Source organism: Streptomyces erythrochromogenes (assembly GCF_040684695.1).
GTDB classification, from domain to species: Bacteria; Actinomycetota; Actinomycetes; order Streptomycetales; family Streptomycetaceae; genus Streptomyces; species Streptomyces erythrochromogenes_C.
Window position 1 is genome coordinate 113450 of record NZ_JBFBGM010000002.1, and the last position, 15350, is coordinate 128799.

At 72.4% G+C, this 15350-nt stretch carries 12 protein-coding genes; 10 read left to right on the top strand and 2 right to left on the bottom strand.

From position 1 onward, the window contains the following. The first annotated feature begins 7 nt into the window (after positions 1-7). The 10 genes from AB0O53_RS04580 to AB0O53_RS04625 all read left to right on the top strand — a co-directional run bounded on the left by AB0O53_RS04580 (position 8) and on the right by AB0O53_RS04625 (position 12649). The gene (locus tag AB0O53_RS04580; RefSeq protein ID WP_350989870.1) at positions 8-1426 is read left to right on the top strand and encodes a DUF6177 family protein; all 1419 of its coding nucleotides are present in this window, start codon (positions 8-10) and stop codon (positions 1424-1426) included. Positions 1427-1556: 130 nt separating this feature from the next. After that, a complete protein-coding gene (locus tag AB0O53_RS04585) occupies positions 1557-1889 on the top strand; it encodes a hypothetical protein (protein WP_183066617.1) in 333 nt (110 codons plus the stop codon). Between the two features lie 50 nt (positions 1890-1939). Next, a complete protein-coding gene (locus AB0O53_RS04590) occupies positions 1940-2263 on the top strand; it encodes a pore-forming ESAT-6 family protein (RefSeq protein ID WP_350989871.1) in 324 nt (107 codons plus the stop codon). 72 nt (positions 2264-2335) lie between these two features. Further along, complete coding sequence (locus AB0O53_RS04595; protein WP_350989872.1) at positions 2336-2764, top strand: DUF6507 family protein; 429 nt, start codon at positions 2336-2338, stop codon at positions 2762-2764. Then, positions 2761-5622: a hypothetical protein gene (locus AB0O53_RS04600; RefSeq protein WP_365193220.1), complete on the top strand. Its 2862-nt coding sequence runs from the start codon at positions 2761-2763 to the stop codon at positions 5620-5622. Before AB0O53_RS04595 ends, AB0O53_RS04600 begins: the two co-directional genes overlap by 4 nt. A 70-nt stretch (positions 5623-5692) precedes the next feature. Next, positions 5693-6484, top strand: coding sequence for an immunity 49 family protein (locus AB0O53_RS04605; RefSeq protein ID WP_350989875.1), 792 nt, complete (start codon positions 5693-5695; stop codon positions 6482-6484). Between the two features lie 7 nt (positions 6485-6491). Continuing rightward, the gene (locus AB0O53_RS04610; protein ID WP_365193222.1) at positions 6492-7373 is read left to right on the top strand and encodes an immunity 49 family protein; all 882 of its coding nucleotides are present in this window, start codon (positions 6492-6494) and stop codon (positions 7371-7373) included. A gap of 52 nt (positions 7374-7425) precedes the next feature. Beyond that, a complete protein-coding gene (locus AB0O53_RS04615) occupies positions 7426-8328 on the top strand; it encodes a protein kinase family protein (RefSeq protein ID WP_435886589.1) in 903 nt (300 codons plus the stop codon). Then, positions 8328-10529: a protein kinase domain-containing protein gene (locus AB0O53_RS04620; RefSeq protein ID WP_365193224.1), complete on the top strand. Its 2202-nt coding sequence runs from the start codon at positions 8328-8330 to the stop codon at positions 10527-10529. The genes AB0O53_RS04615 and AB0O53_RS04620 overlap by 1 nt, the downstream gene beginning before the upstream one ends. Before the next feature lie 23 nt (positions 10530-10552). Then, complete coding sequence (locus AB0O53_RS04625; protein WP_365193226.1) at positions 10553-12649, top strand: protein kinase domain-containing protein; 2097 nt, start codon at positions 10553-10555, stop codon at positions 12647-12649. Positions 12650-12695: 46 nt separating this feature from the next. Here the strand turns inward: AB0O53_RS04625 and AB0O53_RS04630 are convergent, their stop codons facing one another. After that, positions 12696-13367 (bottom strand): DUF5825 family protein, encoded by a 672-nt coding sequence (locus tag AB0O53_RS04630; protein ID WP_350989883.1) that lies wholly within the window; start codon positions 13365-13367, stop codon positions 12696-12698. After that, positions 13364-15295 carry a RiPP maturation radical SAM C-methyltransferase gene (locus AB0O53_RS04635; RefSeq protein ID WP_350989885.1) on the bottom strand — a complete coding sequence of 644 codons (1932 nt, stop codon included), beginning with the start codon at positions 15293-15295 and terminating at the stop codon, positions 13364-13366. The genes AB0O53_RS04630 and AB0O53_RS04635 overlap by 4 nt, the downstream gene beginning before the upstream one ends. Positions 15296-15350 lie beyond the last annotated feature (55 nt).

The window sequence follows — 15350 nt, forward strand, 5'->3', positions numbered from 1 at the left end:
CGACCCCATGACCAAGGACGTCATCGCCCTGACCCAGCAGATGCCCACCCCCTGGACGGTGCTCGCGGGCCTGCTGTCCGGGGGCCCCGACAAGCTGGTGGACACGGCCGGCGAGGGGGCGGTGGTCCAGCTCTGCGACGAGCAGGGCCGGCCGCTCGTCTCGATCGAGGCGCCCTTGCTGGTGCAGGTCGAGGGCGAGGCGGAGCGGCTGCTCGGGGCCACCCCGCCGCGGGTCCCCTACTGGTGGACCGAGGCCCGCGCCACCACCGGCGTACCCGAGGCGGAGCGCCTCGCGGGCACCTTCGCGGCCCGCCTGGCCTCGCTGGCCTCGGGAACGGCCTGGCCGCCGGAGGCCGCGCGGTCGGTGGCCGTGGTGGAGAGCGACGGGATCGGCGTGGCGCCGACGCCGGCCGCGGCGCAGCCCGCCGTCGACGTGCTGACGCCGAACGTCGCCGTGGTCATCATGGACCGCCCGGTCGTCGCGATGACGGCCTGGCTCTCCGACGCCTTCCGGGCCGCCGCGGCGGCCGAGCGCGGGCTGCAGATCGTCACCCCGCCCGGGACGGTGCTGTCCCCGGCGGTGTTGGCCAACATGCCGGACTGGCCCTCGCGGTGGGTCGTCCAGGACCAGCGGGAGGGCTACTACGACGGCCTCTCGGGCGCGGTGCTGCGCTGGCAGGAGGGCATGTTCGCCACGGTCGTCGCGCCGGACGCCACCGAGGACGACCCCCGGACGGCGGTGGCCGCCTCGTACCAGGAGGTCGCGGAGACGGCGCAGCGGCAGCTGGCGATCACCTTCCGCACGATCCACCCCGCGGACGACCGGCTGGTGCTCGGCGGGGCCCTGGAGACGGTGTGGCGCGAGCTGACCGGCGCCGCTCCGGCGGGCTGGGGCACGGCCGAGCCCGCCAACCTGCCCTGGTCGCCGGGCCGGCTCACCGACGTCGCGTTCTCCCGCGCCCCCGAGCCGACCTGGTTCGTGGTGGTGGGCGGCCCGGAGCGGCCCGGTCTGGCCACGGTGCGGGTCAGCCGTACGAAGGCGGGCGTCGAGGAGACCGTGACGATGGCGCTCGGCTACGGCGAGGGCGAAGCGCCGCCCCTGGACGCCCTGCCCCGGGTCGCGGAGGCCCTCGTCACCCGGCACCGCCTTCAGTCGATGCTCGTACAGCTCCGCAAAGCGCGCCGCGATCTGCTGGTGCCGCCGCGCTTCGAGGGACCGGGGGTGCCGCTGGCCTTCGTCCTGGGCTCGGAGGAGGTCCGCGGGATGCCGGACGACCGGGCCCGGCACACCCCGCTGGCCGAGCAGCCGGTGCGGCTGGGGCCCAAGTCCCGCCCGGGCTACTACTACCCGATGCCCGGGGATCCGTCGGACCTGACGGGGTGGGCCGTCTTCGAGCAGCTGATGGGCCATCTGAAGGGTTCGTGAAGATGCCTGTCGGTTTGTCATGGATGAGTCACAAAGCACTCGTTGCTCGTTGCAGGTGCGATGTATGTTGATAGAACTGGTCATACTGATGATCGGTTGACGTTCTTTCGAGAGTGCGGGGGAGTCCGGGATGAAGTTCGACATGGGGACTCAGGTTCTGACGAACCTGATGTCGGGGTCGCGTACCTCGAACACCGACCTGGGATCGCTGGTCAAGCAGCTGGTGGTCGCGGCGCAGCCGCTGGAGGGCAAGTTCCAGGGCCAGGGCAAGGTCGCGTTCGACTCGTTCAAGCTGCGTGCGGACGGGATCGCCAAGGAGCTGAACGCCTCGCTGGCGGCGATCCTGGGCGGCCAGTCCGGCATGGAGCAGGCCTTCGGGTCCGGTGACCAGGAGCAGGGCGAGAACGCCCGGCAGACGCAGGGCTCGGCGAACTTCGACGCGGCCCGCTTCCGCGGCCGCTAGGCCGGCCGGGTTCCGGGTCTTCTTTCGAGTCTTCTTTCTTCACGGGGAGTGTGGTTGGCGTGGGTACAGGTGGGACGGACCGTCGTGCGTACGACATGGGTGCCTCGACGGAGGCGCAGGGCGGCATCAAGGCCGTGATCGGCCAGCTGGAGCAGGTGATCGCGGCGCGTGAGGCCCAGGTGGCGGCGGCGATGTCGGACTTCGCGGCGGACGGCGTGGCGGACGACTACCACGCCAAGGAACTGCGCTGGAAGAACGCCTCCCAGGAGGTCAAGAACATCATCCAGCTGCTGAACACGACGCTGGAGAAGAACGACGCGACGGCGCAGCAGACGCTCCAGCGCGCGAAGGTCGCGGTCGACAACATCGGCTGAGCGGGATCGTTTCAGCGGATCGCCGGACCAGCGGGTCGGTAGGGAAGTCGGGTTCACGGGGGTGGGTCGTCCATGACGTCATGGGACATCAAGCCGCAGGGCGTGCAGGGCCATTTGAAGACCGTCGGCGGTAACGCCGGCGAGTTGGAGAAGGCCCTGAACGCCCTGCTCACAGCCATGTCGGAGGCGGCCCAGGCAGCGGGGACGGCCGTGCCGGGCTCGCAGGCGGAAACGAAACTGCAGGGCCCGGTACCCGTGGGCGCGCCGCCCCTGAGCCAGAAGGCGCTGGGGCCGGTCGCGGCCGCGCTGGGCGAGTACCTGAGCACCCGCAAGCCCGAGTTCGAGTCGATGGCGAAGCGGATCGAGGCGTGCATCCTCGGCGCGGTGGCGGCGACGAACGAGTACCTGGCGGGCGACCTGGACCAGGCCAAGGCCGCCCAGGACGCCGCCCGGGCCGTGAACCTCGACATCCTGCGTGAAAAGACCGGGGGCAAGAAGTGAGCGGGAACGCACCGGTCGACCCGGCCGAGATACCGGTCTTCACCGGAAACCTCGCGGTGCTGGACGAGCAGGTGAAGCTGATCTCGTCGGGCGGGGCCACGGTCTCGACGAAGGCCTCCGACGTCCACACGAGCTTCGGCGGCCTGCAGGCCTTCTACCAGGCACCGGAGGCGGACCAGCTCTTCGCGACGACGAAGCCCGTCTCCGACCTGGGCCTGAAGCTCAGCACCGACATGTGCACCATCGCCGGCGCACTCGGCACGTACTCCCGCGACGCCGCACCCGTCATCAAGAAGCTGGAGAACCTGCGGGCGGAAGCGCAAGCGTTCCGCACGAAGATCGCCGACGACGACAAGTGGCGTGAAGACGGCGACCTGATCGACGAGAACCTCGAACGCCGCAACAAGGTCGCCGAGGTGTGGGAAGAGTTCCACGAGGTGGAACGGGCCGCCCACGCCAAGATCGTCGCGCTGGTCGGCGGCAAGCCGCTGCGGGTCAACGACGGCTCCAACGCCCCCGACATGTACGGCTACGACGCCGAGGCGCTCAAGCAGGCCAAGTCCCTGCCCTGGGGCGACGCGGTGGAGGAGTCCATCCCCGCGTGGCAGGTGTGGGAGCACGCCTGGGAGTTCGGCAAGGGCATCGTCGTCGACGGCATCTGGGGAACCCTCAAGGGCCTCGGCGGCCTGGTCGGCCTCCAGGGCTGGGACGTGTTCAAGCAGTCCTGGACGGGACTGGCCAAACTGGGCACCGGCCTGGCGATCTCGACGATCCCGGGCGTCGGCCCCCTCTTCCTCGCCGCGCCGGACGACAAGCTGCCGTCGTGGCTGCGGGACTCCCGTACGGCGATGAAGGAAACGGGCAAGGCGCTCCTGGCATGGGACCAGTGGGGCTCGAACCCGTCCCGTGCGGCGGGCGCGGTCACCTTCAACGTCGTGACCACGATCTTCACCGGCGGTGCGGGCGGCGCCGCCTCCGGCGCGGGCAAGGCCGGCGCGGTCGCCAAGACCCTGTCGTTCGCAGGCAAGGCCGGCCACGCGATCGACCCCATGACCTACATCTTCAAGGGCGCGGGCGCGGGCATCTCGAAGATCGGCGACGTGATGGCCGGTCTGAGGGGCATGGGCAAGATCGAGGCCCCGAGCATCAACCTGGACGGCGCGATCGCCCTCCCCGAGGGAGCCGTCCGCCTCCCCGACGGCGCGATCCACCTCCCGACGGGCTCGGCCGTCCCGGACGGCGCGATCATGCTCTCGGACGGCACCATCAAGCTGCCCGAGGGCACCACTACGCTGCCCCCGGGCACGGTCAAGCTCCCGGTGGACGGCCCGTCGCAGTTCATGGACCCCAAGGGCAACATCTACGACGCCGACGGCACGATCACCCAGCACGCGAAGGACGCCCCGACGGGCAAGCCGGACGCGGGCGCGGACGTGCCGCGTACGGAAGCACCGAAGGCGGACAGCCCGTCCACCGCGAGGGTCCCCGAACGCGAACTGGTGGGCGTCGGCGCCCGCGGCGGCGACAACGGCATCAACCTCGGCAGCAACATCTCCGACCCGGTGCACGCCCTGGACAACGGCCCGCGCGGCGTGGACACCACCCCGGGCGGCCACGCGGGCGACCACACCCCGGGCGGCCACGCCCCGGACAACATGCCGCGGGGCGACCTCAACACCCCCGGCGGCCCCCGCCCGGACTCCCCGTCCCCGACGGGCGCCACCCACGCGGACACCCCGTCCACGGCGGGCACCCACGCGGACGGCCCGTCCGGCGGAGCCACCCACGCGGACGGCCCCGGCGGCACGGGCGGCACCCACCCGGACACCCCGGGCACGGGCAACAGCCTCCCGGACGCACCGGGCACGGGAGGCAGTCACACGCCACCCCCGTCACCGGCCCCCCTCGACGATGCCACCCGCGCGGCCAACCGCGCGGAGTACGAGGCTGCGCGCGAGGTCCTGCCGAAGGAGCGGACCTCTGCGGAACGGGCTGCCATCACGCGCGAGCACGTGTGGCGGGTCAACAACGACCCGGTCTGGCGCGCTGAGCACTACGACAAGTGGGGCCCCGGATTCCGCAACAGCGCTGACGAGCTGGTCGACGGCCAGCTGCTCCCGAAGCTCACGCAGAAGTCGGACGGCAGCTGGATCGCCAACAGTGACATCCCCTACGCCGACCCGGAGAGGTTCCACCTGACCCCTCTGGAACGGGGTCGGGAAACGGTCGCCCCGGACGACCTGACGCACCTGGACAAGGTTGCGGCCAAGCGCTTCGCCTGGATGGAGCTGAACCGGGCCCAGTCGGCATTCGACGACGTCGTGACGCCTGAGACCACCGCGGCGCTGGCCGACGCGCAGAAGAACTTCGACAAGGTCAGCGAAGGCTGGCCCAACAACAGCAAGATCGGTGAGGCCCTCGGCGAGGAGGCCGCCCGTCGGCACATGCTCCAGCAGAAGGAGTTCGAGGGGGCCAAGGAAGTCGACGACCCCCCGCTGCCGGAGACGCCCAACGGCTCGAAGAGGTTCGACCAGCTCTGGCGGGACAAGGACGGCAACCTCGTGATCGTGGAGGCGAAGGCCCCCAACGCGACGCTGGACTGGCGCCAGAGCAACACCCATCCCGTCCACGGCGATCCTGACAACCTCATGATGGTGAAGCAGGGAACCATCGAGTATGTCCGCACGGTCGTGGCTGACATGAAGGCCCGGGCCCTGACCTCGCCAGGCGATGCCAAGTACGCCAAGGAGATCGCCACGGCCCTCGAAAACGAGAATCTGCGGTATGTCCTGGTTCAGGCCGTCGAAAACAGCGGCAAGTATGCTGGCGCCAAACTCGAGTACTTCAACATCTTTTAGGAGAAGTGCGTTGGTCTCGATCATCACCCGTCACTCTTTCCCCACGGAGCACGCAGAAGCGGGAATCGCCGTGCTTCAGGAGGATGCAGATGAGCTGATCGAGGGGTTGGAGGAACGCCCCACCCGGCTGGGTGATGCTCTGACCACCACGCTCACCCTGGCCAAGGGCCGTTGTCTGCTGGACCCACGAGCCGCGATCTTCCCGACGTGGGACGCCTGGGTCAGGGCGATGCAGATCGGCGCGGCGGTGTTCGCAACGGCGGCTCCCGCCGGGGAAACCGTCCAGTGCCGCATCGCGCACAAGGATCGCACGCTCCAGACCACCGGCCCGCAGTGGTACACGACTCCCGGCACCTGGCTCGATGCCTTCTACCTGGCACTGGTGTGCCGCGAGCGGGACAGGATCACCGCCTTGTGCCAGGTGCCCCTGGCCCTGCTGCGGGAGAACGGTCGCGCCGACGACCACGTCTTCGCGTGGATCGACACTCTTCAGACCTACTGGACCGGCGGCCCTGATCTCAGCCAGAAGCTCGTGGCGGCGGTGGACGGCACCGCACCGGAGGTCGCCCGCGCCCCCGAGACGGCCGGACGGCTGGCGTACCCGCCGATGGAGATGCTCCACCGGATCCTCCGCAACGACCACGCCGGCTTCAACACGGCCCTCGCCACAGCCTTGCAGTGGCACAAGGACTACTGGAGCAGCGAGGAGAGCCGAGCCATCGACGCCACCGGCCTCGTCGCCCTCGCGCCCCTCGCCATGGCCTGCATCGCCCAGGACGCCGGCATTCCGATCGAGGTCGAGTCGGACTACCTGCCCGCCACCCTCCTCCTCCGCAACTGGTGCGGCGAGTTCCCCACGTAAGGCGCACATGACCCTGACCGTCCCCCGGCAGGACTATCCGAAGGACGGCATGGCGGCGGTGGTGCCCGTCATGGAGGGTTCGGTGTCCTACTCGCTGGAGAAGTTCGAGACCTCGCACAACTCCAGGTCAGACGCGGTCGGGGCTGCGCTGAACGTCGCCCTCGTCCGCTCGGCCGTGGACCCCCACGCCGCCCTGCGGGAGACCTGGGAGTCCTGGCGGCTGGCCATGCAGGTGCACTCGGCCGTCTTCGCCGCCACCACCGCTCCCGACCGGGAGACGATCACGTGCAGGATCCGCCACGAAGAGCGCCACCTGGCCACCACCGGGCCGCAGCCCTACCTCAACGCCCACACCTGGATCGACGCCTTCTACCTCGCGGTCATCTGCCGTGACACAGCCGGCCTCGACATGCTGGCGCGGATCCCGGTATCCCTGCTGCGCGCTTTCGGCGGTCGGCTGGACGAGTACGCGTACGCCTGGGTGGAGACCCTCCAGAGCTTCTGGCTCCGCCGTGACGACCTTCGCGCACAACTGGTGCGGGCCGTGAACCTGTGCGTTCCCGGGCAGGCCCGGACCCTCGACGGGGACGAGATGGCCAAGCTCTGCCGCCCACCGATCATGATGCTCTATCGCTTTCTGCGCCGTGACATCACCGGTTTCAACGAGTGCCTGGCCGACGCCCTGAGGCAGCACAAGGACTACTGGACCGCCGACGAGGACCGGAAGGTGGTCATCCACGGCGTCGTCGCCATCGGACCGCTGGCGATCGCCTGCCTGGCCAAGGCCAACGGACTTCCGGTCGAGGTCGAGTCCGGCTATCTCCCCGAGGCCCTGCTCCACTTCGCCTGGCGCGGTGAGACCGACGCGCAGCCCGGGTCGGACGCTTGAGTGCTTGAGTAGGGTGGCCGTTGATCAACACAGACGAGGGGGAACATCGCCGGTGCGAGCGCTGCGCCATGACGACCCTGCGCACATAGGGCCCCACGTCGCCCTGGGCCGGCTCGACGACGAGGCCGAACACAGCGCCGCCGAACGGCGCTTCATCGTGCGCGGCGCCGACGGCGACCGCACCTTCCTCGCCCGGCTCCCCCGCCCCGACACCGACCCGACCCGCTGGGCCATCGAGGCCGAGGGGGCGCGCCGGCTCTCCGTACCGGGGTTCCTGCCGGTCGGCGAGGTCGGCGGCGGCGGGGCGGAACCGCCCTGGTGCGCGGCGCCGTACGTCCCCGCCCTCCCGCTGCCCGCCGCCCTGCGGGCCCACGGCGGGCCGCTGCCCGGTCCGGTCGTACGGGCCCTGGCCGCGGCCCTCGCCCGCACGCTGGCCACCGCCCACGCGCAGGGCGTCGCGCACGCGGGCCTGTCCCCCGCGGCCGTGCTGCTCACCGCCGACGGCCCCCGCCTGAGCTGCTTCGGCGCGGTACGGGCCGCGGCTCCCGACGGCGAGCACCGCAGCGGCCTGCCGGGCCTCGACTCCGGCGCTCTCGCCCCGGAGCAGGCGGCCGGCGGCCGGCCCCGCCCGCCGGGCGACGTGTACGCGCTGGGGGCGGTACTCGCCTACGCCGCGACCGGCCACACCGTCCCCGAACGCGACGAGCTGCCCGACTTCCTGCGCGATCCGGTCACGGCCTGCCTCTCCCGCGACCCCGCCCGGCGTCCGCAGGCGCACCAGTTCCTCACCCACCCGGACCCGGCCGGCCCGGTGCCCCTGCCCGCGCCCGTCGTCGTCGCCCTCACGCGCCAGGCGTCGGAGGTCCTCGCCGCCGAACTCCCCGCACTCCCCGCGTTCCCCGAACTCCCCGCATTCCCCCAACCCCCCGTCCCCGCCCACCGGACCGACCGCTGATGCCGAACCCGCTCACGCACGACGACCCGCACGCGCTGGGCGGCTACCGCCTCCTCGCCCGCCTGGGCAGCGGCGGCATGGGCACCGTCTACCTCGCCCGCTCGGCCGCCGGCCGCACGGCGGCGCTGAAGACGATGCACGCGCACATAGCCGCCGATCCCGCCGTCCGCACCCGCTTCCGCCTCGAAATCGACGCGGCCCGCGTCATCGGCCCCGTCCACGGCGCCCGCGTCTTCGACGCCGACCCGCTCGCCGAAACCCCCTGGCTGGCCACCGAGTACGTCCTCGGCCCGCCCCTCGACGAGGCCGTCTCCGTCGCGGGCCCGCTCCCCGAGCCCGCGGTGCGCGCCCTGGGGGCCCTGCTGTGCGCGGCGCTGGCCCAGCTGCACGCCTCCGACGTCGTCCACCGCGACCTCAAGCCCTCCAACGTCATGGTCACCGCCGAGGGTCCCAAGGTCATCGACTTCGGGATCGCCCGCGCCCTCGGCGACGACCGCCTCACCCGCACCGGCACGGCCGCCGGCACGCCCGCCTTCATGTCCCCCGAGCAGGCCACCGGCAGGGAACACACCGCCGCGGGCGACGTCTTCGCCCTCGCCGGCGTCCTCGCCTACGCCGCCACCGGCCACGGCCCCTTCGGCAGCGGCAGCCACGCCGACCTCATGTACCGCGTCCGCCACGCCGAGGCCGACCTCACCGGTGTTCCGCCGGCCCTGCTCCCGGTCCTGGCGCACTGCCTCGCCAAGGACCCCGCCGACCGGCCCACCACCGAGGAGCTCGCCGCCCGGCTGCGTACCGGAGCGGACGGCTTCGCCGAGTGCCTCCCCGAAGCGCTGCTCATGGAGATCACCCGCCGGGTCGGCAGCGTCTGGCACGACGCGCCCCACCGCCTCCCCGCCCCGCCCGAACACGGCCTCGCCGCGACCCTCCCCAGCGGCTCCGGGCCGCCGTCGGCGTCCCCGCCCGTCCTGTCCCGCCGCCGGCTCCTCGCCCTCGGCGGGGGTTCCGTGCTCGGCGCGGCCGCGGTCGGAGCCGGCACCTGGGCCTGGCTGGGCCGCAAGGACCCCGACGACCCCGAGCCGCCCGCCACCCCGGCCACGGAACCCGCGTGGGACCTGCTCTGGCAGGTGCAGGAGAACAGCATCAGCGATCCGCGGATTCCCCCCGCGCCGATCGTCCTGGACGGACTGCTCCTCGTGGCCGAGAACGGCATGCAGGGGCTGGATCCGGCGACGGGTGCGGTGAAGTGGCAGGACCCCGAGGTCTGGTTCATGCGCCGGGCCACCTCCGACGGCAAGCAGCTCTACGCAGCCGACGACACCACCGTGGAGAGCGATCCGCTGCGGATCTCCATGATCGATCCGGCCACCGGACGGCTCCGGGAGCCGTTCGCCGAGCTCAAGGACCTGCGGGCGATCCTCTTCGGAACCCAGCTGCTCTGCGCGACGGGCGACGCCGTCTACCTGGTGGGAGGCCGCGGCACCCACACGCGGACCAGCTTCGGCAAGGACCAGGCGTGGTTCCTGCTGGGCATCGACGTCCGCTCGGGCAGAAAGCTCTGGGAGGTGCCGCTGCCCGCCCGGCCCGACAAGTCCGATCGCCTGCACTTCCTGTCCGGCCGCGCGGTGGGCGGCCGCCTGGTCCTCGTCCAGCAGTCCGCGGAGGGGGAACCGCGCCTCGTCGTGCACGACGCGCTGACGGGCAGGGCGCTGTGGAACAAGCCGCTCGACGGGAAGCAGTCGGCGCTCAGCCGGGCCCGCCTGGCCGTGGACGACCGGCACGTGTACCCGGCGGCCGGTGAACTCACCGCGCTCGGCCTCGCCGACGGCAAGCCGGTCTGGCGCTTCGAAGGCCGGACGCCGACCGCACGGTTCGGCCCGCCGGCCGTCAAGGACGGTGTGGTGTACGCGGTCGAGGAGAACCGCGGCATGGTGGCGCTCGACGCCTCCACCGGCGCCCTGCGGTGGGCGGAGAAGAGCCGGGCGGTCCCGTCCGAGGACCTCGACACCCCGCCCGCGGTCGGGACCGGGCACGTGTACGCGTACAGCACCGCCTCGTCCGGCCTGATGGCCGCGGACCTCCGGACCGGCGCCGTCACCCGCCCCTTCAAGGCGGCCAGGGCCCGGTACTTCGCCCACCCGTCCGCCGGCCGGCTCATCGCCCTCGGCGACGAGTACACCGCCGCCTACCCCCTCGCCTGAGCTCACAGAAAGCCCCGCACCCGATGAAGCCCCTGGAATCCGGCGACCCGATCCGCCTGGGCCCGTACCGCATCCTCGCCGTGCTCGGCGAAGGCGGCATGGGGAAGGTCTACGTCGGCCAGGACGCCGAGGGCCGCGCCGCCGCGGTGAAGGTGCTGCACCCCCACCTGGCGCACGACCCGAACCTGGCACAGCGCTTCGTCCGCGAGGCCCGGATGGCCCGGGCGGTCGGCGGCGCGGGCGTGGCCCGCGTCCTGGACGCGCAGACGGAGGGCGGACGCCCCTGGATCGCCGCCGAGTTCCTGACCGGGCCCACCCTCTCCGACGCGGTGCGCGCGCACGGCCCGCTCGACGAACCGGCCGTACGGGCCCTGGCGGCATCGCTCGCCGCGGCGCTGCGCGACATCCATGCCGCCGGCCTCGTCCACCGGGACCTCAAGCCCGCCAACATCGTGCTCACCGCGGCCGGCCCCCGCGTCATCGACTTCGGCATCGCCCGCCCCGAGCACGGCCTCACCCTCACCGCGACGGGCCAGGTCCCGGTCACCCCCGGGTACGGGGCGCCCGAGCAGGTCCTCGGGCAGCGGGTCGGTCCCTCGGCCGACGTCTTCTCCCTGGGCGCCGTCCTGGTGTACGCGGCGACCGGGCAGCACGCGTACGAGGGGTCGCACGTCGCGGCCGTGCAGTACGAGGTCGTCCACGGCGAGCCGCGCCTGGACCGGGTACCGCCCGTACTCCGGCCGCTGATCGGCCCGCTCCTGGCCAGGGATCCGGCGGCGCGGCCCCTGCCGGACCTGATCGCCCGGTCGTTCGCCCCGCCCCGCGGCGCCGAACGCGCCTGGCGGCGGGGCGCGATCGCGCGGGACATCACGACCCGGGAGCACGACCTGAACCGGCTGACCACCGTGCCGGGCGGGGCCGCGCCGGGCTCCCTCTCCCGGCGCCGCCTGCTGACGGGCCTCGCGGTCGGCGGATCCGTGCTGGCGGTCGGCGGCGGGACCGCGGCGTGGTGGAGCGTGGCGAACCGTTCCGGTCCCTTCGACGTCCCGCCCGCCGTGCCGGCCCCGGTGGCCGGAGTCCTGGACGCGAAGAAGGGCGACTACGTCCTCGGCGAGACTCCCGGGCCGCTCTGGAGCGTCTCCTCGGCCGCCGCGGAGGACACACCCGCGCCCCTGCCCGTGCGGGACGTCGTCGTCGTCGGAGCACCGGAGGGCGGCATCGTCGCGCGCAGTGTCGTCGACGGCACCGTCCGGTGGACGGCGGCGGAGGCGCTGGCCGCCAACCGCTATCTGTCCCTCTCCGACCGGCTGGTGGCGGCCACCGACGGCGACGGCACCCTGGTGACCTTCGTTGCCTCGACCGGGAAGCCCAAGTGGACGTCCCCGGCCGATGCCGCGTGGCTCCTCGCCGCGGACGACGAGGCCGTCTACGTGGTCACCAGGGACCGGCGCGTGCGCAGCATCGGCCGGTCCGATGCCAGGGTCCGCTGGACCGTCGGCGTCGACGCGGACCTCGGCAAGGAGGCCGCCTCCCGCGGCCTGGCCGCCCAGGGGCGGCTCGTCGTCACGGCGGCGGACGGAACCGTCCTCGCCCTCGACACGGCCGACGGGCGCACGGTGTGGGACCGGCGGGGGCAGTCCGACAACGGCCGGGCCAAGGTCGCCGTGTCGGGCCGCACCCTGTGCGTGACCGGCAAGGACCTCCTCGTCGTCGACGTCGTCGACGGCAAGGAGCTCTGGAAGGCCGAGAACCCCAAGCCGCCGAGCGGCACCCCGGTCTTCTGGGGCCCGCCGACCATTCACGGCGACCACCTGTACGCCACCGTCCTGACCTTCCCCTTCCGCTTCGACCTCCGCACCGGTCGGGGAACGGACTGGGTCTTCGAGCAGCTCCTCGAATGCCATCCGCCCAGCCCGCTCGTCGTCCAGGGCAGCGGCATGTGGTCGGTCGCCGTCGACAAGACCGGGGGAGGCATCAACGTCGTCGACCTCTCGGACGGGCACCGGCCGTCGTGGGTCTTCCACATCATCCAGAACCCCGACCGCTACTGGATCACCGGAGACGCGAACCGCGTGTTCCTCATGGACGGGACGACGCTGGCCGCCCTGCCCGTGTTCTGAGCCGTTGCCGACGCCGGTGCCGCCGACGCGACGCGGTGCACCGCCGTCAGACGCGGAAGGGGGGCTGGGGCCAGCGGTGGGGCCGGTGGGGGGCCCACCACCACAGGTCGCCGACGGCGACCAGGAGGGACTCCGCCACGAGGTCCCCGCGCACGGCGGGGTCCACGCCGGCGGCCGACGGGTCCGCGCGGACCGCCTCCACCGCGGCGAGGTACTCCGGGTCGTCGATCACGATCCGGTTCAGCACGCCGGGCCGGTGATCGCGGATCTCCAGGAAGCCGGGGCCGTTGCGCACGACGCACTTGCCCAGGAAGAAGCCCTCCGCCCAGGCCGCCCGCAGTTCCGCCGCGCCGGCCGGTCCCTCGATCCGGGACGGCGGGTAGAGGTGGCCGAGCGTCGGCGCCGACGGGCCGCCCGGGCACGTCCCCGCGTCGGGCAGCCGGACGCGCCAGTCGACGACGACGCCCCAGGCGGTCAGCTCCCGGAGCAGGTCCAGGACCCGTACGGCGCAGAGCGGATCGGCCGTCGCGGACAGGTCGACGAGGGCGCTGAACTCGGCCCTGCGCACGCCCGTGCGGTACAGCTCGCGGGCGGTGTGCGCGGCGTTCACGGCGGCGTCGGCGACGGCGACGCTGCCCAGGTGCATGCCCGGGAGGGTGCGCGCGTGCTCGCGGTAGTCGCGCCAGAGGTCGATCACCGGCTTGCGGGCAGTGATCACAGGACGTCCTCGGGACCGGGGCCGGGACCGGGACCGGGGCCGGCGGCCCGTGCGAAGTCCCGGGTCAGGTCCGGGGCGCAGCCGCCGAGGCGGGTCAGCTCCGCGTTCGTGCCCAGCGGCACGACGTGGACGTAGCGGCCGGCGTCCTCGTAGAGCAGCCCGGCCTCGCCCCACTGTGCGAGCAGTTCGGCGACACGGGCCGGGGAGACGCTGGAGGTGAACCGGGCGCTGAGCCGGTGGGTCAGCGACTGCACGCTCCTCGGGTCCTCCAGGAGCCGGAACGCTGCCACCTCCACCGGGTCCGTGATGCTCCGCGTCGTCCAGTCGAAGTCCTCCCGCCGGTTCGACAGCACGATCCTCGATCCGATGTCGTAGCGGGTGAGGCTGCTGTGCAGGTGCTGGTCGCGCCACCGCTCGACGGCGGCGGCGAGCTGCTTGGCGACCGTTTCGTCGATTCCGGCGTGCGGGGCGTCGAAGAGGTACGCCAGGTCGTACAGCTCCTCCTCCGGCAGATCGTACACGACGGCGTAGTGGGAGGCCGGCCGCAGCGGGGAGAAGCCCAGTTCGGGCCGGTCGAAGTAGGGGCTGAACCGCTCGATCTCGATGCGGGTGACGCCGTCCGGCGGGGTCAGGTGGGTGAGCGCGGGCAGCTGCCGGATCACCTGGGTGTAGTCGCTGTCCCGCTCGCCGGGGAAGCCGTAGAGGTAGTTCCACGTCGCCCACAGGCCGGCGGACTGGGCGTCCCGCAGGTGGCGCACGTTCTGGCAGCCGGTGACGCCCTTGTCCATCAGGCGCAGGACCCGGCTGCTGAGGCTCTCGATACCGGGCTGCACCTGGACGAGGCCGGCGTCGGCGAGGGTCTGCAGATGGCGGTAGCGCAGGTTGGACTTGATCTCGTAGTGGAAGCGGAGGTCGTGGCCCGCCTCGATCAGAGCGGGCATCACGCTGCGCAGGTAGCCCATGTCGAGGATGTTGTCCACGACGAGGACGTCGAGCACCTGGTGCAGCCGGGCCTGTTCGACGATCTCGTTCACGAACGTCTCGGGGGCCTTGCTGCGGAAGGCCATCGAGGATCCGTTCAGTCCGCAGAACGTGCAGTGGTGCTTCTCGCCCCACCAACACCCGCGCGAGCCCTCCAGCACCAGCTTCGGCTCGATCCGGGAACGGGCCGCCGACTCCTGCACCCGGGTGAAGTAGGGCCGGTAGTCGGGCTGCTTCAACTCGCCGGGCGGCAGCGGGAAGCGCGACATCGCGTTCGCCCGGTGCGCGCCGTCGTCCCCGCGCCAGCACAGTCCCGGGATCGTCGCGGGCTCCACCTCGCCGCGGACCGCGTCGAGAAGCATCGGGAACGCCCGCTCGGCCTCACCGCGCACCACGTAGTCGACGGCGGGGAAGTTGCGGTGCAGCGCCTCCCCCTGCGGTCCGTCGCAGTTGGCGCCGCCGAGCACCGTGGCGGTGCCCGGCGACAGCCTCTTGACCGCCGCGGCCGTGGCCAGGGCGGCGGTGTTCTGCTGGAACGTGGTGGTGAACCCCACCAGGTCCGGACGGGTGTCGGCGATCTTCACGGCCAGTTCCTCGACGAACCGCGCGGACGCCTCGTGCAGGGCCAGGCACACGCCCCGCAGGTGCGGGCCGAGGCCCGCGGCCATCTGGTCCTCGAACTCCCGGACCCGCCAGGCCGGCACGCCGTGGAGGGCGCTGGAGAACACCCAGTCCCCGTAGCCTTCGAAGTACGCGTGACTGGCGAAGAACTCGTAGTCCTCGACCCGCAGTCCGATCGCTTCCGCCGCCCAGTCGTAGAAGTCCAGGTTGGCGTTCACCGTCTCCACGTCCGCCCGGTGGGAGCGGCCGATGGAATGCAGGATCCCCAGCGCGAGGGACGGCGTGTCCAAGGAAGCCCACGGCATGTTCACCAGAGTCACACGCATGTACCGAACAGCCCTCCGGCCTGTCTCAGAGTCCTTCCGCCGCAAGAGTCCTGCG